Source organism: Vibrio sp. SCSIO 43086 (genome assembly GCF_051132235.1).
In the GTDB taxonomy this organism is placed as follows: Bacteria; Pseudomonadota; Gammaproteobacteria; order Enterobacterales; family Vibrionaceae; genus Vibrio; species Vibrio diabolicus.
Map to the genome: position 1 here is coordinate 2,678,186 of NZ_CP072677.1, position 22,856 is coordinate 2,701,041.

The 22,856-nt window shown below is 45.0% G+C and carries 21 protein-coding genes; 4 read left to right on the top strand and 17 right to left on the bottom strand.

The features are described from left to right. Positions 1–3 precede the first annotated feature (3 nt). The 7 genes from deoC to J8Z23_RS12730 all read right to left on the bottom strand — a co-directional run bounded on the left by deoC (position 4) and on the right by J8Z23_RS12730 (position 6,559). Positions 4–780 carry a deoxyribose-phosphate aldolase gene (gene deoC / locus J8Z23_RS12700; protein WP_006742378.1) on the bottom strand — a complete coding sequence of 259 codons (777 nt, stop codon included), beginning with the start codon at positions 778–780 and terminating at the stop codon, positions 4–6. A 581-nt stretch (positions 781–1,361) separates the two neighbouring features. After that, complete coding sequence (locus tag J8Z23_RS12705; protein ID WP_006742377.1) at positions 1,362–2,645, bottom strand: NupC/NupG family nucleoside CNT transporter; 1,284 nt, start codon at positions 2,643–2,645, stop codon at positions 1,362–1,364. Positions 2,646–2,849: 204 nt separating this feature from the next. Continuing rightward, positions 2,850–3,623 carry a TatD family hydrolase gene (locus J8Z23_RS12710; protein ID WP_213967755.1) on the bottom strand — a complete coding sequence of 258 codons (774 nt, stop codon included), beginning with the start codon at positions 3,621–3,623 and terminating at the stop codon, positions 2,850–2,852. Next, on the bottom strand, positions 3,610–3,807 hold the full coding sequence (locus J8Z23_RS12715) for a DUF5363 family protein (protein WP_104970908.1): 198 nt from the start codon (positions 3,805–3,807) through the stop codon (positions 3,610–3,612). The genes J8Z23_RS12710 and J8Z23_RS12715 overlap by 14 nt, the downstream gene beginning before the upstream one ends. 94 nt (positions 3,808–3,901) lie before the next feature. After that, positions 3,902–5,491 carry a peptide chain release factor 3 gene (prfC, locus tag J8Z23_RS12720; protein ID WP_301659770.1) on the bottom strand — a complete coding sequence of 530 codons (1,590 nt, stop codon included), beginning with the start codon at positions 5,489–5,491 and terminating at the stop codon, positions 3,902–3,904. A gap of 146 nt (positions 5,492–5,637) precedes the next feature. Continuing rightward, a complete protein-coding gene (gene rimI / locus J8Z23_RS12725) occupies positions 5,638–6,093 on the bottom strand; it encodes a ribosomal protein S18-alanine N-acetyltransferase (protein ID WP_005394641.1) in 456 nt (151 codons plus the stop codon). Positions 6,094–6,148: 55 nt separating this feature from the next. Then, entirely contained in the window at positions 6,149–6,559 is a 411-nt protein-coding gene (locus J8Z23_RS12730; RefSeq protein WP_225461909.1) for a DNA polymerase III subunit psi, read from the bottom strand. A 150-nt stretch (positions 6,560–6,709) separates the two neighbouring features. On the opposite strand from J8Z23_RS12730, the gene J8Z23_RS12735 reads away from it, so the two are divergent. Then, a complete protein-coding gene (locus J8Z23_RS12735) occupies positions 6,710–7,156 on the top strand; it encodes a hypothetical protein (protein ID WP_237308299.1) in 447 nt (148 codons plus the stop codon). Positions 7,157–7,220: 64 nt separating this feature from the next. Here J8Z23_RS12735 and J8Z23_RS12740 read toward each other — a convergent pair whose 3' ends face one another. Then, on the bottom strand, positions 7,221–7,724 hold the full coding sequence (locus J8Z23_RS12740) for a GNAT family N-acetyltransferase (RefSeq protein ID WP_012841450.1): 504 nt from the start codon (positions 7,722–7,724) through the stop codon (positions 7,221–7,223). Further along, positions 7,708–8,235 carry a ubiquinone anaerobic biosynthesis accessory factor UbiT gene (ubiT, locus tag J8Z23_RS12745; RefSeq protein WP_005394645.1) on the bottom strand — a complete coding sequence of 176 codons (528 nt, stop codon included), beginning with the start codon at positions 8,233–8,235 and terminating at the stop codon, positions 7,708–7,710. The genes J8Z23_RS12740 and ubiT overlap by 17 nt, the downstream gene beginning before the upstream one ends. A 362-nt stretch (positions 8,236–8,597) precedes the next feature. On the opposite strand from ubiT, the gene J8Z23_RS12750 reads away from it, so the two are divergent. The 3 genes from J8Z23_RS12750 to J8Z23_RS12760 all read left to right on the top strand — a co-directional run bounded on the left by J8Z23_RS12750 (position 8,598) and on the right by J8Z23_RS12760 (position 12,683). Next, positions 8,598–10,637, top strand: coding sequence for a sensor domain-containing protein (locus tag J8Z23_RS12750; RefSeq protein ID WP_047008947.1), 2,040 nt, complete (start codon positions 8,598–8,600; stop codon positions 10,635–10,637). Between the two features lie 133 nt (positions 10,638–10,770). Next, entirely contained in the window at positions 10,771–11,784 is a 1,014-nt protein-coding gene (ubiU, locus tag J8Z23_RS12755) for a ubiquinone anaerobic biosynthesis protein UbiU (RefSeq protein ID WP_005394650.1), read from the top strand. A gap of 20 nt (positions 11,785–11,804) precedes the next feature. After that, positions 11,805–12,683, top strand: coding sequence for a U32 family peptidase (locus J8Z23_RS12760; RefSeq protein WP_041853020.1), 879 nt, complete (start codon positions 11,805–11,807; stop codon positions 12,681–12,683). A 53-nt stretch (positions 12,684–12,736) separates the two neighbouring features. Here the strand turns inward: J8Z23_RS12760 and J8Z23_RS12765 are convergent, their stop codons facing one another. The 8 genes from J8Z23_RS12765 to infB form a co-directional block, all read right to left on the bottom strand. Beyond that, on the bottom strand, positions 12,737–14,083 hold the full coding sequence (locus J8Z23_RS12765) for an MATE family efflux transporter (RefSeq protein WP_434633785.1): 1,347 nt from the start codon (positions 14,081–14,083) through the stop codon (positions 12,737–12,739). A 124-nt stretch (positions 14,084–14,207) separates the two neighbouring features. Then, a complete protein-coding gene (locus tag J8Z23_RS12770) occupies positions 14,208–14,630 on the bottom strand; it encodes a MarR family winged helix-turn-helix transcriptional regulator (protein ID WP_005394653.1) in 423 nt (140 codons plus the stop codon). Positions 14,631–14,730: 100 nt separating this feature from the next. Continuing rightward, entirely contained in the window at positions 14,731–15,651 is a 921-nt protein-coding gene (gene nlpI / locus J8Z23_RS12775) for a lipoprotein NlpI (RefSeq protein ID WP_012841449.1), read from the bottom strand. A 179-nt stretch (positions 15,652–15,830) separates the two neighbouring features. Beyond that, a complete protein-coding gene (gene pnp, locus J8Z23_RS12780) occupies positions 15,831–17,966 on the bottom strand; it encodes a polyribonucleotide nucleotidyltransferase (RefSeq protein ID WP_005394655.1) in 2,136 nt (711 codons plus the stop codon). Positions 17,967–18,258: 292 nt separating this feature from the next. Continuing rightward, a complete protein-coding gene (rpsO, locus tag J8Z23_RS12785; protein ID WP_005380094.1) occupies positions 18,259–18,528 on the bottom strand; it encodes a 30S ribosomal protein S15 in 270 nt (89 codons plus the stop codon). Positions 18,529–18,669: 141 nt separating this feature from the next. Next, entirely contained in the window at positions 18,670–19,623 is a 954-nt protein-coding gene (truB, locus tag J8Z23_RS12790) for a tRNA pseudouridine(55) synthase TruB (RefSeq protein WP_005394656.1), read from the bottom strand. Beyond that, complete coding sequence (gene rbfA / locus J8Z23_RS12795; RefSeq protein ID WP_005394657.1) at positions 19,623–20,018, bottom strand: 30S ribosome-binding factor RbfA; 396 nt, start codon at positions 20,016–20,018, stop codon at positions 19,623–19,625. Before rbfA ends, truB begins: the two co-directional genes overlap by 1 nt. Positions 20,019–20,132: 114 nt before the next feature. Then, positions 20,133–22,841 (bottom strand): translation initiation factor IF-2, encoded by a 2,709-nt coding sequence (infB, locus tag J8Z23_RS12800; protein ID WP_012841448.1) that lies wholly within the window; start codon positions 22,839–22,841, stop codon positions 20,133–20,135. Between the last annotated feature and the right edge of the window lie 15 nt (positions 22,842–22,856).

A 22,856-nucleotide genomic window follows, 5' to 3' on the forward strand; every position in this document is an offset into this window, starting at 1 on the left:
GGATTAGTACGCTGCTGGATCAGCAGTTTCGTCTGTCACTTCTAATGTATTTAGTAGGTTAGTTAGCAGGCTAGACGCACCGAAACGGTAGTGACGGGCATCAACCCAGTTGTCACCTAGGATTTCGTCAGCCATTGCTAGGTATGCAGCTGCGTCTTCAGCAGTGCGCACACCACCTGCTGGTTTGAAACCAACAGTTTCTGCAACACCCATGTCGCGAATCACTTCAAGCATCATGCGTGCGTATTCTGGTGTTGCGTTTACTGGCACTTTACCAGTTGAAGTTTTAATGAAGTCAGCACCTGCTTCAATACAGATTTGAGATGCTTTCTTGATTAGTGCTTCTTCTTTTAGTTCACCCGTTTCGATGATCACTTTAAGAAGAATGTCACCACAAGCTTCTTTACATTGCTTAACTAGTTCGAAGCCTACTTTTTCATCACCCGCCATTAGCGCGCGGTATGGGAAAACAACGTCAACTTCGTCTGCACCGTAAGCAACCGCCGCTTTTGTTTCAGCAACAGCGATTTCGATGTCGTCGTTACCGTGTGGGAAGTTCGTTACTGTTGCAATGCGAACCTCTGGCGTACCTTGCTCACGAAGTGTCTTCTTAGCAATAGGAATAAAGCGAGGGTAAATACAAATTGCAGCTGTGTTGCCTACTGCTGTTTTCGCGTCATGACATAATGAAATCACTTTTGCATCAGTGTCATCGTCATTCAACGTAGTTAGGTCCATAAGTTTAAGTGCACGTAGCGCTGCTGCTTTTAAATCGCTCATTTCTATCTCCGATCAATATTCAAAAAATTCACTACTCAGCCTTACATCACGTCTCTAACTATAATCAACAAGTCGAGACAATGTGAGTAAATGCCTAAACAGTCTATTAATGAACGGACTTGGTTCCCTGAAGACTCGGCATATACAGCGAAAATTTCATATGCCAATTGCTATCCTTGTCACCGCACAGTACCAGTTTGGCCTATGGCACAACAATCTATGATTGCGGTGTCTTTAATATCACATCACACAGCAAAACGCCTATTAGATCTGATATTGCTGGGCAAGTCATTTGCCCATCGATTATGTAATATTCATTACGTGATTAAGTATCAACCTTAACCACTATCCTGTGATTAATACATTATAGAGTTTCACCGCAAAACTGTAGCACCAAATAGAGCGCAAACGGTTTGTATCTCAAAATTTCCTAGCCCCTATTCCATCGGCTGCGTAACTCATAGACTGAGGTCGGCACCCGGTGAGATTTTGGAGCCCGAAAAACGAAAAATGCCCCGCAGCAATCTCTTGCTACAGGGCATGATGTAAAACGGCGTCTATATATTAAGAACCGATTCTAATTATAGTGCTGCAAGGCTTAAGCAGAAACCTGCAATTGTCGCTGCCATAAGGTTAGACAACGTACCTGCAAGAACAGCTTTAACACCCATGCGAGCGATGTCACTACGACGGTTTGGTGCAAGGCTACCTAGACCACCAAGTAGAATCGCGATAGAAGAAAGGTTCGCGAAACCACATAGTGCGAATGAGATGATAGCTGTTGTCTTCTCAGACATTACTTCACCAGTTGCCGCGATTACTTGAGCGTTTTCACCTAGGTATGGTGTGAAGTTCAAGTAAGCAACGAATTCGTTCACTACGATTTTCTGACCGATGAATGAACCAGCAGTTACTGCTTCAGCCCATGGAACACCGATTAGGAATGCTAATGGAGAGAATGCGTAACCTAGGATTAGCTCTAGCGTTAGTTCTGGCATGCCGAACCAACCACCGATGCCACCTAGCATACCGTTGATCAGCGCGATTAGACCAACGAATGCGATTAGCATCGCACCTACGTTAAGCGCAAGTTGTAGACCAGAAGCCGCACCGCCCGCTGCTGCGTCGATTACGTTTACTGGTTTGTCGTCGCCGCCGTCCATCGCCTCTTCGATACTTTCGTGAGGCTGGTCAGTCTCTGGGTGAAGGATTTTAGCGAATAGTAGGCCACCTGGTGCAGCCATAAATGATGCCGCTACTAGGTACTCTAGTGGAACCCCCATTGAAGCGTAGCCCGCTAGTACACCACCAGCAACAGAAGCTAGACCACCACACATTACCGCGAATAGCTCTGATTGAGTCATTTTTGGAACGAATGGACGAACAACTAGAGGTGCTTCTGTTTGACCTACGAAAATGTTTGCTGCTGCTGACATTGATTCCGCACGTGAAGTGCCCAGCGCTTTTTGTAGTGCGCCACCAAGAATCTTGATAACCCATTGCATAACGCCAATGTAGTAAAGAACTGAAATCAGTGCAGAGAAGAAGATCAGTGTAGGAAGAACACGGAATGCGAAGATGAAACCGCCGCCGCCGAATACTTCGAACATCTTGTCAGAAACAAGACCACCGAACAGGAATGATGAACCATCGTTACCGTAGTTGATAACGTTAGAAACACCTGAAGAGAAACCGTTTAGTAGATCACGGCCCCAAGGCACATACAGAACAAATGCACCTAATGCGAATTGGATAGCGAATGCGCCACCCACAGTTCTTAGATTGATAGCTTTTCGGTTATTAGAAAATGCCACTGCAATCGCAAGAAGCACTACCATACCGATTAGGCTCATAAACAGGCTCATAGTTTATGACTTCCTTATAAGTTATTTATTGGCGTGTTACAAAATGGAGCTATAAAGCGGGAGCAATTATACTCATGCAGAATCAATTAAAGTAATGCCAGCCTCACACTTTCCTATAAGATTCATGATTGATTCAGCCAGCTTTGTGAGTTAATTCACAATAAGCAGGAAAACGTTTTCTATTTCAAACCACATCTTTAGATTTTATTCACATATCGAGAAAGCAAAATTGCTATTTTTCCATAACTGAGAGGCAATCGATTGCTTTGAGCCGTTATGCAACTCTACGAGCTCATTAAAGACGTGAATGAGTTTGGCTGGGTGATTCGACTCCCCTTGATATCCAAGTATAGGCATATCCGGTGCATCTGTTTCGATCACGAGATGTTTGAGTGGTAATTTTTGAATTGCGTCGCGCGTTTTCTTCGCTCTTGGGTAGGTGATGGTTCCTCCTACACCGATAAAAAAACCTAATTTGACCCACTCCATTGCTTGCTGATAACTCCCAGAGAAAGCATGTAGCACACCGCCCCGAGGGAGCTTCGCCGCTTTAACCATTTGAATAAGGCGATTGTGCGCTTTTCGGCTATGTAAAATAACTGGGAGTTCGAAGCGTCTAGCCAGTTCAAATTGAACTTCAAGTGTCTCTTCTTGCAACTGTGGGTCAACATCAATGGCAAAATCTAGCCCACACTCTCCTATTGCCACGCACTGGGGAGCATTTTGTTTTAGATAATATTCCAATTCAGCAAAGTGCTGCTCGACGTTATCTTCAAGAAAATACGGATGAAACCCAAGGGCGTAATACAAATTGGCATGTTGATCTGCCAAGGTTTGAATACGAGCCCAGTTTTGAGGTCCCACTGAAGGAATCAGAATTCTTGTCACGTCTTGCGTCTGAGCTAGCTGAAGTTGATGTGCAAAGTCATCTTGGAATACATCAAAGTCAAAGTGACAATGGGTATCAAAGAGCTTCATCTTGAGACTTTTTATCTGTACCGACAAACTGAGAATCAGAAAATAGCAGAGCTTCACTGTTCTCTTCATTTTGATGGGCAGGATCTTTTCGATACGGAACGCAGCTGCGTTTTTGATCGGGGGTTAGCCCCATCTCCTTGCACCAGTCGTCGTAATGCTTCAATCCTCGTTTAAACCAGTTCATATCTCATCCTTATAAAAACGCCCTTGGCTAAGTTTATAGCCAAGGGCGTTTTAAAATCTAGTTTGCGTTAAAGCTTACCCAAACCGCTTTTTGATTAGTGCTCACGCGTCGCACGGAAATCAATATCAGGGAAACGCTCTTTCGCCAAGTTTAAGTTAACCATTGTTGGTGCAATATACGTTAGGTTATCACCACCATCCAATGCTAAGTTTGCTTGGTTCTTACGTTGGAACTCATCCAGTTTCTTCGCATCATCACACTCAACCCAACGCGCAGTTGCAACGTTAATGCCTTCATAAATCGCTTCAACGTTATATTCAGACTTCAAACGAGCCACAACAACATCGAACTGAAGTACACCAACGGCACCAACGATCAGATCGTTGTTTTGTAGTGGACGGAATACCTGTACCGCACCTTCTTCTGATAGTTGCACCAAGCCTTTTAGTAGCTGTTTCTGCTTTAGTGGATCTTTCAGGCGAATACGACGGAACAGTTCCGGGGCAAAGTTCGGAATACCAGAAAACTTCAGTGGCTCACCTTGAGTAAAGGTATCACCAATCTGGATAGTTCCGTGGTTATGCAGACCAATGATATCACCCGCGTAAGCGTGTTCTGCACGTGAACGGTCACCAGCCATAAAGGTTACTGCATCAGAGATACTCACCTGCTTGCCAAGACGAACGTGGTTCATCTTCATACCCTGCGTGTAAGTACCCGATACAATACGCATGAATGCGATACGGTCACGGTGTTTCGGGTCCATGTTTGCTTGGATCTTGAATACGAAACCAGAGAACTTCTCTTCTGTCGCTTCAACTTCACGCTCAACCGCTTGACGCGTTTTCGGTGCTGGTGCCCACTCTGTTAGACCGTCTAGCATGTGGTCTACACCGAAGTTACCTAATGCGGTACCGAAGTAAACTGGCGTCAGGTCACCTGTTAAGAACATTTCCAAATCAAACTCAGGGCAAGCACCCATAACAAGCTCAAGCTCTTCTCGAACACTTTCCGCAAGGCCTGCACCGACTTTTTCATCAAGCTCTGGGTTATCTAGACCTTTGATGATTCGAACTTCTTGAATCTCATGACCGTGACCAGATTCGTATAAAATCGTTTCATCACGGTGAATGTGGTACACACCTTTAAACTCTTTGCCACAGCCGATTGGCCACGTGATAGGCGCACACATCATGCCCAATTCGTTTTCTACTTCGTCCAATACTTCCATTGGATCACGAACGTCACGGTCAAGTTTGTTCATGAAGGTCACGATTGGCGTATCGCGTAGACGGGTTACTTCCATCAGCTTACGAGTACGATCCTCGACACCTTTCGCTGCATCGATAACCATCAAACACGAGTCGACTGCCGTTAGAGTACGGTATGTATCTTCCGAGAAGTCTTCGTGTCCAGGAGTATCAAGTAGGTTTACCAGGCAATCATTGTAAGGGAACTGCATCACAGACGTGGTTACCGAGATACCACGTTCCTTTTCCATTTCCATCCAGTCTGATTTTGCGTGCTGTGCATTACCACGACCTTTAACCGTACCTGCTTTTTGAATCGCGTTTCCGAATAAAAGGACTTTTTCAGTAATGGTGGTTTTACCCGCATCCGGGTGAGAAATAATAGCGAACGTTCTACGTTTAGACACTTCGCTTAGAAAAGGTGTATTTGACATGAAACTGGTCTTCTTTGATGTCTGAATGCTTGCTCGAAAAGCAAACACGCTTTTTAGATTCAATATTGCGCGGTATTCTCGCTTATTATTGCCTCAGGGGCAACTGATCGCTTTAGGGGCGACCTCCCTTATGGGATGCGTTAACGTTAGTGAAAGAAGAGATAACTCATGATGATCGCATCTTCTTTTCCCGTGCCAGTTTTCGCAGGGTAATAGTTATGACGTCGATCAACTTCATTGAATCCAGCTTGTTCATAAATATAAATAGCAGGCTTATTACTCTCTCGCACCTCAAGCCAAGCACTCTCCGCTTTTGATTGCTCACAATGTTCTAAGAACGCATCCAACAGTTTTTGACCATAGCCTTTACCCTGAAGATGCGGCGCGATAGCAATATTCAGCAACGTAACTTCACCGACAATATTCTGCGCATAGAAGTAGCCAATCACCATCTCGCCATCGAGCATCACATGATGACATGCTCCACGACTGGATAAATCACGTACCAAAGACTCTGCCCACGGATGCGAGTGTGCTTGCTGCTCAATTTGCCAAACTTGATCTAAGTGCTCAGCGCACATTGGTAAGATTTTAGTTGTCATTATTTACCTAGGGGTTCATGTGCAATACCAATTGCAGTAAAACGGGGATTAATGCTTATTTGCTCGAATTGTTGTAAGAACAAATCTGTTGCCAAAGTGCACGTTTTTGTTGGGTATTCCCATCCACATCTTGCAACAATGGCGATGTCAGTTGTTTAGTGTCAGGCAATACTTCGGCTTCACACCCTGCAAACCAAACCCACTCAAGCTCGTGCTGGCCAAGTAATGGAAATCGCTCTGGCTCAATATGTAACGCTTGTTCAAGCGTTAACTTCATACTCTTTAGGATGTTTTCAAACAAAACCGCCGTCTCATTCTCTGGACATACCGGAGAGATCAACAGGAGTTTGCAAGAACTTTGCAAATCGATTTTTGGCGATTGGTAACCTGCCAATCTATCTGGGTGTACCAGCTCCCATGTGCTGATGCCCATTTCGTGTAAATACTGTTTCTCGTTAATTGACATTTTCCGTCACCTATTTGAACGAGGGCAATCCTAACAAATAATCGTGATTATACCTAAAGGACTTCAAGGAACACCTCAATACATTGGAATGATTGAACTGTTCTGCCTATGACAATGGCCACACCGTAGGTATAACATATGAGGTACATTATGAAATTCTTACCTACACTGCTGCTTTGCGCACTGGTAGCCGCCACCAGCATGAGTGTTTTTGCTAATAGCAGCGATGAGTGGGAGCTGATTGCAACGAAAACCGTCAAATTCCAAACAGAAACGGATACCGTGACACCAAATAGCCTATTCCGAAATCGCAGCTTCAGTAAAATTAAACTGAAATGTGTGCAGGGCACGGTAGACATTAACGACTTAAAAGTCGTGATGACGGACGGTAGTGAGAAAAAGCTAACCTCTATGGGTGTGCTAACAAGTGGATTATCGACTCGTGCATGGAGCCTTCCTGGCTCAAAAGAAGCGAAGCTAAAACAGATTAAAATGACTTACAGCAGTTGGGGCAGCAGAAAACTCAATGTTTTAGGGCTAAGTAAGAAAGCAAAAATAGAGGTTTGGGGTAAGAAGAAAAGTGACCAGTCATCCTAATCTCCCTATCTCAGTTTTCAATGAACTAAGAAAGAAGCCCACTGAGTTAGTGGGCTTCTTTCATTTACAGTTCAGAGAACTCTGGCGCGTAATCTATGCGTCCGGAGCGTCCGGCACATTGACCTTCGACCAACTCTGCGATACGAAATGCACCTTTAGGAACATCCCAAGCGCATTCGAATCCCATCTCGTCGCATGATTGAAAGCCCTGGCGCGCGTAATAATCAGGATCGCCCAACACCACACACACTGGATAGCCAAAATCACGAAGTGAATCAAAACCTTCTTTGATCAACTCTGCAGCGATGCCTTGGCGACGGTAATCTTCATGAACAGCCAATGGCGCCAGCCCTTGCCACGACAAATCTTCACCATTTAAGGTCACTGGGCTAAATAAAGCATGGCCTATCACCTCTCCCTCATCTGTACACGCGACTAAGGAAAGTGTGAATTTGCTGTTTTCGCGCAAACGCATCACAAGCTTAGCTTCAGCTTCCGTCGGGAAGGCGTGTTTCAATAAGCGGTCAATGGTAAGAATGTCCGCAGGGGCTTCAGTTCGAATAAGCATTCGCTACTCCGGTTGGTTGTGCAGGCGCTTGAACTCCTTTCTGAACAAAATCAGCCAATTGATTCAAAGCGACTTGCATTGCTTTCGGTAACTGCTCTAAGTCGACACTGTCCATTAAGTTTTTCACTTCTAAGCCAAGCTCAGTATCGCCTTCAATTGAAAGGCGACGTTGGAAGAACAGTGTGTCAGGGTCTTCTTTACGACCAGCAATCAGTACTAGGTCGTTTAGATTACCACTAAAACTCACATCTTCCTGAACTGGTTTTTCAGCTACCACTAATTTTTCGTCTTGATAGCTGATGTACCATGCTAAGTTCAAGTCTTTAATCGCAACTTTTAACCACTTGTCTTCAAGGAACTCAAAGTCACCATCTTCCAAGGCTTCTTTAAACACCATTTTTAGCCCCTCCAGCAATGCTTTTTGCTGAATTGGCTGTGGTAATAACTGGACTGGAGAACGCAAAATGTTAGCTGCGTTCTTTACTAGTTGACTGCGAATCTTGTTTAACACGTTCATTATCCGTTACTTTGTCATTAGGTTGCCTATATTAAGCAATCGTGGCAATGAGATTACTGTTATGTATCAATAAAGTGCTTATTTTAGATTGGTGGATTATTGTTCACTAACGCTTCTTTTTTTGAAGTTACGTGTATTATTGATGCGAACAGGTGGATAAACACTTTTACAACCGTATTTTCAAAGTTATAGTTATCTGAGCGTATCCATGTGATTGTCGACTGTAAAGTTAAAACCGCGAGCCCTTTAATGGCAAGCGATACTGGACTTGATAGTAGACCGCCGCAGGCTTATCAGGGTGTCGCTTTTTATACACGGACGAATAATCTGGCTCATTGGAGATCGGTAATACCCTAATGCCTTCCCAGCAATTAAAACATTGGTTTGCCACGCTAACCTCAAATAGCCCTTTCTTCTTTGCCATTCTTGATAAAAAACACAATTATCGAATGGTAAGTGACCGTTACTGCGATATCGCAGGTTTAAGTCATGAGGAAATCATCGGCTTAAACGATTGCCAGGTACTGGGTGAGCAGTTTTATAAAAAGCTGGCCCCTTACTATCAGCGTGCATTCAAAGGAACGCATGTCGAAGCCGAAATCACCCTCGATGAAACCGACCTTGAAACCAGCCTGCACTTTAGTCTGTCACCGGTTTTTGAAGGTAACGAAATTCGCTTTGTCGTTTTTCACGCCGTGGATACTTCAGAAAAGCAGATCCTCGTACGCTCCTTAGAGGAGTCCGAAAGTAAATTTGCGAAATTGACACAACTACTGCCTGACGGTCTGCTGCTTATCGAAGATGACATTATCATCTCTGCCAACCCTGCATCAGCACGCCTTCTGGGACTGAACTCTCCCCATGAGTTGTTAGGCGAAGAGCTCAGCCGTCTATTCATCGATGAAAACAGCAAGAAAGTGTTTAGTCATCGTTTGAGTACATTAATTTCTGACAAGCCTTTTGTTTGCTTAACCAGCGCGAGATGTGGCTTTGAACGAAAAGTTCAGTTACACGCTGATTCCACGGCGATATTAGGCAGCGAGTCTCAAATCATCTTGATCCAAGACGCTGACGATACACCTAAGAATTTGTCTTCTGCATCGAATGAAGACATACATATTGATTCGCTCACCAAACTGTACAACCGCTTTGGTTTTACCAAACGTTTGGAACAGCTGATCAAAAAGCAAACGCCGCTTCTGGTGTTCTATTTGGATATCGATAACTTCAAAAACATTAATGATTCACTTGGTCACCACATTGGCGATAAAGTGATTCAAGAGGTATCGGCCCGTCTTAAACGATTGCTGCCAAATCAAGCGATTATTGGTCATTTGGGTGGCGATGAGTTTGGCGTCATTCTGCCAGAACCAGAAAATACCCGCATGGCTGAAATTTTGTCAGATCGCATTATCTCGTTGATCAACCAGCCTTTCGACTTGCACCACTTCAGTAAACGCCTTGCATGCTCAATTGGTAGCGTTCGTTACCCTGAAGACGGGCAAGATGCACGAATCCTGCTACAAAATGCCGATACTGCGATGTATGAAGCCAAAGATCGTGGCCGAAATCGCCTGATCAAATTTAACGACCAGATGAACAAAGAAGCGCGTATGCGTTTGTGGCTTGAAATCGAACTGCAAAAAGCATTGCAGCAGAACGGTTTAGAAGTGTGGTATCAACCAAAGGTTAACGCGCGTGACTTCAGTATCAACGGCGCCGAAGCGCTCGTTCGTTGGAAACACCCTGTCGAAGGTTACATTAGCCCAGGTTCATTCATTCCTGTCGCCGAGCGTGCAGGGTTAATCGAACACCTTGGACGCGTCGTGATGCGTGATGTTTTCAATACGGTAAAACGTTGGAAACAACAAGGCATACTGCCAGGTCGTGTCGCTATCAACCTCTCTCCCGAGCAATTTGGTAATCCACAGCTGATCGACTTTATGGAAAAGTTACTTCGCACTACCGAGCTTGACCCAAGCTGCATTACCTTCGAGCTAACCGAAAGTGCCGTGATGAGTGATAGCGAACATACACTGCAAATGCTGAATGCGATTAAGAAGCTGGGCTTCGCCCTCTCTATCGATGACTTTGGTACTGGTTACTCTTCCCTTTCCTACTTAGCGCGCTTCCCTATCGACGAGCTGAAAATCGACCGCGCGTTTATTAACGATATCGACACGCTACCCAAACAGGTCACTGTGATTGAAAACATCATTAATCTGGGTAAGTCACTCGACTTGACGGTCGTTGCCGAGGGGGTGGAAACCCACCAGCAAGCTACTTTGCTCTCTAACCTTCAATGTAATGCGATTCAAGGATTCCATTTTTATCGCCCACAGCCAAAACATGAAATTGAAGAGCTGTTTGTACAGAATCGTCGTCACAAGAACTAACCCCGACTCGATACCCTTACTCTCAAGGGGTAAATATCGACTTTATTGAGCTAAACCTAACTTAGGTCAATTTCGCTATTCATAATTCTTCATAAAATGCGGACACCTTTTTATTCTCAATGATTGTGAGCATATGGAACTCTTGTGTCCCGCGGGTAACCTGCCTGCGTTAAAAACTGCGATTGATTGCGGTGCCGATGCCGTCTACATTGGCTTCAAAGATGATACCAACGCCCGTCACTTTGCTGGCCTCAACTTTAACGGCAAAAAGTTAGAAAAAGCGGTGCAATACGTTCACGACCGCGACAAAAAAATTCATGTCGCGTTGAATACCTTCGCTCATCCCAATGGCTTTGAGCGCTGGACGAACGCGGTAGACAATGCAGCGGCATTGGGTGTGGACGCGCTGATTGTTGCAGACATTGCAGTTCTGGAGTATGCAGCTCGCAAATATCCCGATCTGGAACTACATCTTTCAGTGCAAGCATCAGCGACCAACATCGCAGCCATTGATTTTTATAAACAGAACTTCAACGTAAAACGTGTGGTGCTGCCTCGCGTCTTATCGATTCATCAGGTGAAGCAGCTTTCGCGCAACATCACTAGCGATGTCGAGCTAGAAGTCTTTGCTTTTGGTAGCCTTTGTATTATGTCCGAAGGCCGTTGTTATTTGTCATCATACATGACGGGTGAGTCCCCAAACACTGTGGGTGCCTGTTCTCCTGCCAAATACGTTCGTTGGCAAGAAACTGATCAAGGCCTTGAGTCTCGTCTAAATAATATCCTAATTGACCGCTACTGCGCAGGAGAAAACGCAGGCTACCCTACGCTCTGTAAAGGTCGTTTTGAAACAGAAATTGATGGTGAGAAAAAACGCTATCATGCTCTGGAAGAGCCAACCAGTTTGAACACCCTTTCGATGCTGCCAGAACTGTTTGCCGCTAATGTCGCATCTGTAAAAATTGAAGGGCGCCAACGCAGCCCAGCTTACGTAGAGCAAGTCACTCGAACATGGCGAGCCGCGATCGATCGCTACCAAGCCAACCCAGAAGCTTACCAAGTTGAAGCCGCATGGGATGCGACGCTCGCAAATGTGTCGGAAGGAACGCAAACCACCTTAGGTGCTTACCACCGTAAATGGCAGTAGAGGTTAAGATGGATAACTCAATGAAATACGCACTTGGCCCACTACTCTATTTTTGGCCAAAACAAGATGTAGAAGCCTTCTACCAACAAGCAAAACAAAGCTCTGCAGACATTATTTACCTGGGTGAATCGGTTTGCTCTAAACGCAGAGAAATGAAATCAGCCCACTGGTTGGAAATCGCTAAAGACTTATCTGCCTCTGGCAAGCAAGTCGTTATCTCTACGATGGCGCTACTGGAAGCACCGAGTGAAGTAAACATCATGAAGAAGTACATCAATAACGGTGACTTCGCCATTGAGGCTAATGACGTATCGGCGGTTCAATTAGCATCAGAGCATAAAGTGCCTTTCGTCGTTGGTCCTGCAATCAATACTTATAACGCACACACGCTCAACTTATTTTTGAAGCAAGGTATGGTTCGCTGGTGTATGCCTGTCGAGCTCTCTCGCGAATGGTTAAACGATACTTTAGTTCAGTGTGACGAGCTTGGTATTCGTAACAAGTTTGAAGTTGAGGTATTTAGCCACGGTTATTTACCTTTAGCGTATTCCGCTCGCTGTTTCACAGCCCGAGCTGAAAACCGAGCGAAAGACGATTGCGAAACCTGCTGTATCAAATACCCAACAGGAATCCAGGTCAGTAGCCAAGAAGGGCAAGAAGTCTTTAACCTTAACGGCATTCAAACGCAATCAGGGTATTGTTATAACCTGATCAATGACTTACCAAGCATGCAAGGGCTGGTTGATGTGGTCCGCTTAAGCCCTCTCGGTGTGAGTACACTTTCTGAGTTAGAGCATTTTCGCTCAAACGAGCACGGCGACAACCCTGAAAAACTTGAAAGCCGCCAATGCAATGGCTATTGGCATCAGCTAGCTGGCTTAGAAGTAAAAAACATTTAGCTCTCCAAAAAAGAAAAGCGAGGCCCAACCTCGCTTTTCTCTATCAGCCATTGTTAACAGGCTTGCACTGTTGGCTCAGCCGAAGTTTCGTTTAGCAGCTTTTTCACGTCCCGCCACAACATACTGACCACAACTAAACTCAGCGCAATATTGGACAATGGGAAAGCCAGCCAAATACCTGTCACGCCAAACAGTTTCGGCATAACGAATAAAAACGGCAGTTGAACCAACATGTTGCCTAATGTCACAAACATGGCTTTGCTGCCTTTGTTTACCGATTGGTAGTACGCAGCCGCCACGACTAAAAAGCCATCTAGGAACAACGCAAACATGTGTAAACGAATCCCGATCACCGTGCTATCAATCAACTGTTGATCAGCATTGTTAAACACCGAGACCAACTCGTACGGGAAAAGGTTCATCAAACCAACAAACGCTACACCACCAAGCACAGATGTCCCCATTGCGACTTGCAGTAATTTTCTGACGTTCGCCTGGTTGCGCGCCCCGTGATTGAAACTCACTAGAGGTTGCATACCGTTCGCGATTCCCTCTGCAATTAGATAGTAAACCGTCACGATGTACCCCAAAATGGCGTACGCTCCGATCAACATTGCACTTCCGTACTGAGCAAATAATGCGTTGTGCATTGCCACCATCACAGAGCCGTACGCGTACATAAAGAAGCTAGATGTACCGATCATTATAATCTTTGGTGCAACATCAACTTGAACCTTAAAGTCACTGATTCGAAGGCGTAAGGTCGCTTTTGAAGTAAAGAAGTAACCAATACCAAGCACGGTTACCACCAATTGTGCCAGCGCTGTAGCAATGGCCGCTCCGGTTAACTCCCAACCCAACCAAGCAATAAATACGTAGTCTAATACAATATTAATGACGGCACCGATGACCATCAGCATCGTTGCTAAGTTCGGGCTGTCGTCATTGCGTAAAAGAAATGGAACCGCGATAGAGCCTAGCGTAAATACGCACGCGACAATCAGAATATGCAGATATTGTAGCGCGAGTTCAAACACTCGCTCTTCCGCCCCCTGCCAACGAATAAATTCATCGGAAAAATAGAACAATATGGTAGCAACGACCGGCATCAATATCGCTAACAACCCCAATCCGGTCGTTAAAATACGCTTCGCGCCCTCATGATCGTTTTCTCCTTGCTTAATCGACGTTAGCGCACCAGTCCCCACCCCAATCATCATCCCTATACCGAGGATAGAACCGATGATCGGCCACGCAACATTGATCCCTGCTAATCCGTCAGCACCAACATAACGGCCAATAAAAATGCCATCAACTATTTGATATAAACCGTTCACGAGCATTGCTGCGACGGTTGGAATCGTATATTTCCAAAACTGTCTATAAATTGAGTTTTGCATGACTGCCACCAGTAGTTAGCAAAGCTAACCATTTAATTAGCAAGGCTAACTAAATGGTTGAATTAAATAAAAGAAAAATGAAACACCAAAGGCTAATGCGTACAGCGGAGGCCTTTGGTTTAATTTAAAATGACTTATTGCTCAATGCTTTATTCAGTAAAGCTTGTAACTGCTCAGCTTCTTGCTGATTTAATTGTTGCATCATTTGTTCAGAGATATCTTTGTAAACCACCTGCTCCAAAGACATTTTTTCTGCGACTTCTTCTGTCAGCAATACACGCTTAGCACGGGCATCCTCATTACATGCGATGCGTTTCACCAAACCCTTTTTTTCCAAACGAACAACCATTGTCGATGCGGAAGGCTTAGTCACTTGCAACTCTTCTGCAAGATCGGTTATTCGTACACCCTCAGGGTAAACCTGAATCACACGTAAATAATCGAACTCATTAAAGCTTAGATGTGATAACGGATCTTCTTTGGCATAAACACGCCAAGCTTTGGCGCAAAAACGCTCTAAATCAATCAAGCTTTCTTCTAGTGCCATAAAAGCCACCGCCACTTAGTTAGCAAGGCTAACTATTTTAAATGAGTCACTAATCAAGTTCAATCATAAAAAAAAGCCGCTCTCATCGAGCGGCTCTAAATCATTCAATTTCCTGCTTCTTAGCAGCCTTTAGCTTGGCCAATCTATCTTGCTGTAATTGATCGTAGATTTGCGCCAATTCCAAGAAAGAATAGCGATGCTCAACATAATCGTAAACGTTGAACGAAATCGCGAGCTTATAAAGTGAGATGGCACTTGCGATATCACCTTCAAGCTGATTACGCTTTCCAAGGTAGAAATACGTTTCCGTCAATCGTTCAGCTAGGCGATAGTTCTCTCTCGTTCCATCCATAATTGCTTTAAGCGCGTCTTCGTCCGAGACGTCTCGTAGCATGATAGCAACAAGAACCCATCCCCACTCTTCACTACGATCTCGTAAATAACGCTGTTGAAGATTGGCTTTTGCTTGCTCTGGGTTTTGCTCAGCTTCGATGATGTACAGCCATAATGAACGAAAAGGATCCGTTGGCATTTCTTGATAGTGCTTGGTCATATCTTCTAAAGCGAGATCGATTCGGCCACCGTAATACAGCGCAATCGCACGGTTGCGCTCAGCATAGGTATTATCCGGAGCCAACTCTATGGTCGAATCAAACGCTTCATAAGCCGCGTCAAACTCCCCTACTTGGGTGAAATACACCCCCAAAAGATTGAAGATATCCGGTTGAGCAGGATTCAACTGCAAAGACTGGTTAAAGTCCAAACGGGCAAGATCACGCAAACCAACGCTATCGTAGTAGCTACCGCGCTCATAATGCATTTTAGCGCGTACTTCATCACTGAGATCAGGACGTTGTAGCAACTGCGATAAACGCGCGATTTGTACTTCTTGTTGAACGCTAGGCTGAAGTGGCACCGCCATCGGTGGATATAGCCACTTTTGTGCTGATTGCTGAGAAGTATTTGCACAACCGGTCAGCGCGATAGCAACACATAAACTTGCGGTTTGAAACCATTTCACTAATTGATACTCCTGTTTGGACCGCTCAAAATTTATTTCTCTTAATGCAATATAGGCGATAACCTTGTTTGAGGTTAATGCGTCGAAATAAACCAAAAAAAGGGGAGCGAAAATGCTCCCCTTTTATAACATGCTTTCAGGCCCTTAATCTAATAAAAGGCTGAAAGTCTCACTTTGTCTTACTCGTCTTTCGCAGCTGGTGCTTCAGCAGCAGCTTCTTCAGCTGGCTTTTCTACCGCTTCTTTCATGCTTAGACGTACACGGCCTTGGCGGTCGATTTCAAGAACTTTAACTTGAACTTCTTGGCCTTCAGCTAGGTAGTCAGACACTTTCTCAACACGTTTTTCTGCGATTTGAGAAATGTGTACCAGACCATCTTTGCCTGGAAGAACCGTTACGAATGCACCGAAGTCAGCTAGACGTGCAACTTTACCCGTGTAGATACGGCCAACTTCAACTTCAGCAGTGATCTCTTCGATACGGCGGATAGCTTCTTTCGCAGCAGTGCCTTCAGTTGCAGCAATCTTGATAGTACCGTCGTCTTCGATTTCGATAGTTGTACCAGTCTCTTCAGTTAGAGCACGGATAACTGCACCACCTTTACCGATAACGTCTTTGATCTTCTCTGCGCTAATCTTCATCGTGTGAATACGAGGAGCAAATTCAGAGATGTCTTCACGGGCACCAGAGATTGCTTCATCCATTACAGATAGGATGTGCTTACGTGCGCCTTGAGCTTGGTTAAGCGCAATTTGCATGATTTCTTTAGTGATGCCTTCGATCTTGATGTCCATTTGAAGAGCAGTGATACCAGTGTTAGTACCTGCTACTTTAAAGTCCATATCACCTAGATGGTCTTCGTCACCAAGGATGTCAGAAAGAACAACGAAGTCGTCGCCTTCTTTAACAAGGCCCATTGCGATACCCGCAACAGAAGACTTGATTGGCACACCTGCGTCCATAAGCGCAAGAGACGTACCACATACAGAAGCCATTGAAGATGAACCGTTAGATTCAGTGATTTCCGATACAACACGTACTGTGTATGGGAACTCATCTACTGATGGCATTACTGCTGCGATACCACGTTTAGCCAGTTTACCGTGGCCGATTTCACGACGCTTAGGAGAACCTACAAAACCAGTCTCACCTACACAGTATGGAGGGAAGTTGTAGTGTAGTAGGAAGTGATCTTTACGCTCGCCTGTTAGCTCATCAATGATTTGAGCATCACGCTGAGTACCTAGAGTTGCCGTCACGATAGCCTGAGTTTCACCACGAGTGAATAGTGCGCTACCGTGTGTGCGAGGAAGAACACCAGTGCGTACATCTAGTGCACGAACCATGTCTTTTTCACGGCCATCAATACGAGGGTTACCCGCGATGATGCTACGACGTACGACTGTTTTCTCTAGATCATGGAAGATAGTGTGAATTTCTTTTGTATCCGCTTCTGGATCTTCAGCAAGAAGAACTTCATTTACTTCCGCAGCGATCTCATTGATACGGTCGTAACGAGCCATCTTCTCAGTGATTTTGTAAGCCTCAACAAGCTTCGCTTCTGCTAGCTCAGCAATCTTATCTTTAAGTGCTGTGTTTTCTTCAGGAGCAACCCAATCCCAAGCAGGAGTTGCTACTTCTGCTTTGAATTCGTTGATAGCTTTGATAGCAACTTGTTGTTGATCATGACCGTAAACAACCGCTGCTAGCATTTCTTCTTCAGTTAGGTTGTCCGCTTCTGATTCAACCATCAGTACGGCTGATTCTGTACCAGCAACAACAAGATCAAGCTTAGAAGTTTCTAGTTCAGTTTGGCTAGGGTTAAGTACAAGCTGACCATCGATATGACCAACACGCGCCGCACCGATAGGGCCGTTGAATGGAATGCCAGAGATAGCAAGAGCAGCAGAAGTACCGATCATTGTAACGATATCTGGCTGAACATCTGGGTTTACAGACATTACTGTCGCGATAACCTGAACTTCGTTTTTAAACGCGTCTGGGAATAGCGGACGGATTGGACGGTCGATTAGACGAGCGGTTAGCGTTTCGCCTTCAGAAGGACGACCTTCACGCTTGAAGAAACCGCCTGGGATTTTACCCGCAGCGTAAGTACGCTCTTGGTAGTTAACCGTTAGTGGGAAGAAGTCTTGACCTGCAACGGCTTCTTTTTTACCTACAACAGATACGAATACAGACGTATCATCCATTGTGACCATAACTGCTGCTGTAGCTTGACGTGCAATAACGCCAGTTTCTAAAGTAACTGTGTGGTTACCGTACTGGAACGTTTTAACAACTGGTTTTTCGAACATTGTTATTCCTTGTTTCTAATCTTCCTTTAGTGCTTAAAGAAATCTTAGATGTGTTAATTGACACTCAAGGCATTACGAATCGCGACTAGTAAAAAGAAACTCGGAAATTCCTTTTGAATAGTCGCGACCTTTTGGTCGACGTGGTTGACTGTAATGCTATGAGCTTTTGAGAAAACCTCTTACGAGGTTTAGCCGCCAGTATTATAACGGCATAAGTCTAATTTGGCTAAATTTAGGCAACAAAAAAGGGGCATAAAGCCCCTTTTTAGACAAACTGCTATGCAGTCGCTGATTAGCGACGTAGGCCTAGACGTTTGATTAGGTCTTGGTAGCGAGCTAGGTTTTTACCTTTTAGGTAATCTAGAAGCTTACGACGACGAGAAACCATGCGTAGAAGACCACGACGGCTGTGGTGATCGCCTTTGTGCGCTTTGAAGTGACCTTGTAGGTGGTTGATAGAAGCTGTAAGTAGAGCTACTTGAACTTCTGGTGAACCAGTGTCGCCTTCGCCTTGTGCGTATTCTGCAACGATTGCTGCTTTAGTTTCTGCATTCAGAGACATAATTCTCTCCTAATAAGAGTAGGTTTAAAGTTGTAGCAGCCAATCTCTGATTCAGCCGCTACGCGAAGCGCGGATTATAGGGAAATTTCCTATCTCGTGCAATATAAAAATACCGACACTCAGGTCGGTATTTTCAATCATTTACTTGGATGCGACGTCATCTCGGAACACGACCAATCGCTTAGGAGCGATTTTGCCATCTTCGTTCATTTCGCCAACGCCAATAAACAAACGCTCTTCACCCATGGTAAGGCGAAGTGAGCCTTCGGTAGGCGCACCAAATACTTGAACAGGTTGCCCATGCTGAACCATATCCGCCAGTTCAGGCACTAAGTTGACTTCTGGTAAGTCTTCTACCGCTGTATCCATTGGTAACAGCAATGGGTCCAGTAGTTCTCGAGGAGCGCGTTCTTCACGGTGTGCTTGCTCTAGTAACTCATTCAGTTGCTCAAGTGTCACCATCTTCTCGTAAGGGTATTTCGCAACACCAGTGCGTCGAAGCATAGTTACGTGCGCACCACAACCTAACATTTCGCCTAGGTCATCCACGATGGTACGAATGTAGGTGCCTTTTGAGCAATGCACTTCCATCTCGACTTCATCGCCTTCAAAACGGTGAAGAACAATCTCGTATACCGTGATCTTACGAGATTCACGCGGAACTTCGATGCCTTTGCGAGCGTATTCATACAAGGGTTTCCCTTGATATTTCAACGCTGAAAACATGGAAGGTACTTGATCAGATTCGCCACGGAACTTCTCAATGCACGCTTCTAGCTTGTCTAACGTAACATCGATTGGACGTGTCTCTACGACTTCACCATCCGAGTCAGACGTGTTGGTGCGTTCACCAAGCTTTGCGATCACACGGTAGCGTTTATCAGAATCTAGAAGAAACTGAGAAAACTTCGTCGCTTCACCCAAGCAAATTGGCAGCATGCCTGTCGCTAATGGGTCCAAGGCACCAGTGTGGCCTGCTTTCTCAGCAAAGTAGATTCGCTTTACTTTTTGCAGTGCATCATTGGAAGAGATACCTGTTGGTTTATCCAACAGTATAACGCCATTAATTGGACGACCTTTACGACGACGAGCCATTATTCTTCGTCCTCACGACCAGAATCTTTTTGCTTTTTCTTGTCTGAGCTTACCACTTCAGACACTAGGTTAGACATACGCATACCTTCAACAAGCGTATTGTCATAATGGAAGCGGATTTCTGGAGTTAGACGTAGGCGAATGCGCTTACCTAACATCATGCGAATGTGCACTTCGTGCTCGCGTAGTGCAGCTAGACATGATTCTGGTGTTTGCTCACCCACACACAGGAAGGTTACAAATACTTTTGCGTAAGCAAGGTCACGAGAAACTTCTACGTCTGAGATCGTCACCATGCCAAGGCGAGAGTCACGAACTTCACGTTGAAGGATCATCGCTAGTTCTTTTTGCAGCTGCTGTGCAACGCGCTGCGTGCGGCTAAATTCTTTTGACATATCTTTACTCTTATATAGAAAGAATGGGGGGTTGGTCAAAGCCAGCCCCCCATGGTGTATTCAACAACCAATTACTACTTATCTTTCAAAGACAATATTAGTAATTTTAGTCAATTAGTCTAGAGTACGTTTAATTTCAACGATTTCGAAGACTTCGATTTGGTCACCAACGCGAACATCATTGTAGTTCTTAACGCCGATACCACATTCGTAGCCATTCTTAACTTCTTGAACGTCATCTTTGAAACGACGTAGTGACTCTAGTTCACCTTCGTAAATAACAACGTTATCACGTAGTACACGGATTGGGTTGTTACGCTTGATCACACCTTCTGTAACCATACAACCAGCGATAGCGCCCAGTTTCGGTGACTTAAACACGTCACGAACTTCAGCAAGACCAATGATCTCTTGCTTGAATTCTGGAGCAAGCATACCGCCCATTGCCTGTTTAACTTCGTCAATCAATTGGTAAATGATTGAGTAGTAACGTAAGTCAACAGCTGCGGCTTCTACAGCACGGCGAGCAGAAGCATCTGCACGAACGTTAAAGCCAAGGATGATTGCGTTTGAAGCTTCCGCTAGTACTACGTCAGTTTCCGTAATACCACCAACACCAGAACCAACGATGTTCACTTTAACTTCGTCAGTAGATAGCTTAACTAGTGAGTCTGCGATTGCTTCTACAGAACCTTGAACGTCTGCTTTAAGTACAACGTTAAGTTCAGCAACTTCACCAGCAGTCATGTTAGAGAACATGTTCTCTAGTTTAGATTTCTGCTGACGAGCAAGTTTCACTTCACGGAACTTACCAGCACGGTAGTTAGCTACTTCACGCGCTTTACGCTCGTCACGAACTACTGTTGCTTCATCACCTGAAGATGGTACACCTGAAAGACCTAGGATCTCTACAGGGATAGATGGGCCAGCCGAAGTAATTTCTTTACCTAGCTCATCACGCATTGCACGAACACGGCCGTATTCTTGACCACAAAGAACGATGTCGCCTTTGTTTAGTGTACCTGATTGAACAAGTACTGTTGCAACTGGACCACGACCTTTATCTAGGCGAGATTCAACAACAACACCAGATGCCATGCCTTCAGCTACAGCTGTAAGTTCAAGAACTTCAGACTGAAGAAGGATTGCTTCTAGAAGACCATCGATGTTTGTACCCTGTTTAGCAGAGATGTGAACGAACATGTTCTCACCGCCCCACTCTTCAGGAATAACGTCGTATTGAGCAAGCTCGTTCTTAACGTTATCTGGGTTCGCGTCTTCTTTATCGATCTTGTTTACAGCAACAATTAGAGGAACGCCTGCCGCTTTCGCGTGCTGAATCGCTTCTACTGTTTGTGGCATTACGCCATCGTCTGCTGCAACTACAAGAACAACGATATCTGTCGCTTGAGCACCACGAGCACGCATTGCAGTAAACGCTGCGTGTCCAGGAGTATCAAGGAACGTGATCATGCCGTTGTCTGTTTCAACGTGGTACGCACCAATGTGCTGAGTAATACCACCCGCTTCGCCAGAAGCAACGTGTGTGCGACGAATGTAGTCAAGTGTTGACGTTTTACCGTGGTCAACGTGACCCATGATAGTAACAACTGGAGCACGTGGAACTGCTTCCGCGTTAGTGTCACGGTCAGATAGTACCGCTTCTTCCAGTTCGTTCTCTTTACGAAGAACTACTTTATGGCCCATTTCTTCAGCAACAAGTTGTGCTGTTTCTTGGTCGATCACTTGGTTGATAGTCGCCATAGCGCCCATCTTCATCATTACTTTGATAACTTCTGTCGCTTTAACCGACATCTTGTTAGCAAGTTCTGATAGAACGATCGTTTCGCCAATTACAACGTCTTGCTTAGCAACCGTTGCTGACTTATCAAAGCCATGCTGCATTGAAGTCGGTTTAGCAAGTTTGCCTTTACGACCTCTACCGCCACGTTGGTTGTTACGGCCACCGCGAGCTTGGTCGTCTTTACCTGAAGCTTTTTTCTTCTTACGACGACCGCTCTCTACTTTGCGATCTGCTTCATCTTCGGCTTCACGTGCGTATTGTGAAGTCGTTACATGGTAATCTGTATCTTCCATATCACCCTTTTTCTCTTCTGCAGCAGACCAACGCTCTTTATTCTTTTCAGCCAATTCGCGAGCTTCTTCAAGCTTGCGCTGACTTTCCTCTTCAGCCTTACGCTTAGCTTCTTCTTCCTGACGACGTTTAAGCTCGTCGGCCTCTTTTCGCGCTGCTTCTTGCTTAATTTTCTCTTCAGCATCACGCTTTGCTTTTTCTTCAGCATTACGTTGTGCATTCGTATCTACGTCTCGCTTCGCTTTTTCTTCAGCTTCACGTTTCGCTTTTTCTTCCGCTTCACGTTTTGCAGCTTCTTCAGCTTCACGTTTTGCAGCTTCTTCAGCTTCACGTTTTGCAGCTTCTTCTGCTGCACGTTTTGCTGCTTCTTCTGCTTCACGTTGTGCTGCTTCTTCAGCTTCACGTTTCGCTTCATCTTCAATTGTGCTGCGCTTCACGTATGTACGTTTTTTGCGCACCTCAACCTGAACATTCTTACTCTTGCCACCACCCGCGTTCACACTAAGTGTACTACGAGTTTTACGCTGAAGCGTAAGGCGAGTCGGCTCTGAATCACCTGATTTATCACCGTGTTCTTTCTTTAAATGAGAGAGAAGCTTCTGCTTCTCTTCATCAGTAACATTGTCAGAGCTCGCCTTTTTAATGCCAGCGTCAGCAAGTTGTTCAATCAAGCGGTCGACTGGCGTACCAATCTCATCACTCAGTGCTTTAACTGTTAATTGTGTCATGCCGCTTCCTCCTTG

Excerpts from the sequence above, each read along its gene's own strand:
- deoC (WP_006742378.1), bottom strand. The coding sequence starts at position 780 with ATGAGCGATTTAAAAGCAGCAGCGCTACGTGCACTTAAACTTATGGAC.
- J8Z23_RS12705 (WP_006742377.1), bottom strand. The coding sequence starts at position 2,645 with ATGAGCCTGTTTATGAGCCTAATCGGTATGGTAGTGCTTCTTGCGATT.
- J8Z23_RS12710 (WP_213967755.1), bottom strand. The coding sequence starts at position 3,623 with ATGAAGCTCTTTGATACCCATTGTCACTTTGACTTTGATGTATTCCAA.
- J8Z23_RS12715 (WP_104970908.1), bottom strand. The coding sequence starts at position 3,807 with ATGAACTGGTTTAAACGAGGATTGAAGCATTACGACGACTGGTGCAAG.
- prfC (WP_301659770.1), bottom strand. The coding sequence starts at position 5,491 with ATGTCAAATACACCTTTTCTAAGCGAAGTGTCTAAACGTAGAACGTTC.
- rimI (WP_005394641.1), bottom strand. The coding sequence starts at position 6,093 with ATGACAACTAAAATCTTACCAATGTGCGCTGAGCACTTAGATCAAGTT.
- J8Z23_RS12730 (WP_225461909.1), bottom strand. The coding sequence starts at position 6,559 with ATGTCAATTAACGAGAAACAGTATTTACACGAAATGGGCATCAGCACA.
- J8Z23_RS12735 (WP_237308299.1), top strand. The coding sequence starts at position 6,710 with ATGAAATTCTTACCTACACTGCTGCTTTGCGCACTGGTAGCCGCCACC.
- J8Z23_RS12740 (WP_012841450.1), bottom strand. The coding sequence starts at position 7,724 with ATGCTTATTCGAACTGAAGCCCCTGCGGACATTCTTACCATTGACCGC.
- J8Z23_RS12750 (WP_047008947.1), top strand. The coding sequence starts at position 8,598 with ATGCCTTCCCAGCAATTAAAACATTGGTTTGCCACGCTAACCTCAAAT.
- ubiU (WP_005394650.1), top strand. The coding sequence starts at position 10,771 with ATGGAACTCTTGTGTCCCGCGGGTAACCTGCCTGCGTTAAAAACTGCG.
- J8Z23_RS12760 (WP_041853020.1), top strand. The coding sequence starts at position 11,805 with ATGAAATACGCACTTGGCCCACTACTCTATTTTTGGCCAAAACAAGAT.
- J8Z23_RS12765 (WP_434633785.1), bottom strand. The coding sequence starts at position 14,083 with ATGCAAAACTCAATTTATAGACAGTTTTGGAAATATACGATTCCAACC.
- J8Z23_RS12770 (WP_005394653.1), bottom strand. The coding sequence starts at position 14,630 with ATGGCACTAGAAGAAAGCTTGATTGATTTAGAGCGTTTTTGCGCCAAA.
- pnp (WP_005394655.1), bottom strand. The coding sequence starts at position 17,966 with ATGTTCGAAAAACCAGTTGTTAAAACGTTCCAGTACGGTAACCACACA.
- rpsO (WP_005380094.1), bottom strand. The coding sequence starts at position 18,528 with ATGTCTCTGAATGCAGAAACTAAAGCAGCAATCGTTGCAGAATACGCA.
- truB (WP_005394656.1), bottom strand. The coding sequence starts at position 19,623 with ATGGCTCGTCGTCGTAAAGGTCGTCCAATTAATGGCGTTATACTGTTG.
- rbfA (WP_005394657.1), bottom strand. The coding sequence starts at position 20,018 with ATGTCAAAAGAATTTAGCCGCACGCAGCGCGTTGCACAGCAGCTGCAA.
- infB (WP_012841448.1), bottom strand. The coding sequence starts at position 22,841 with ATGACACAATTAACAGTTAAAGCACTGAGTGATGAGATTGGTACGCCA.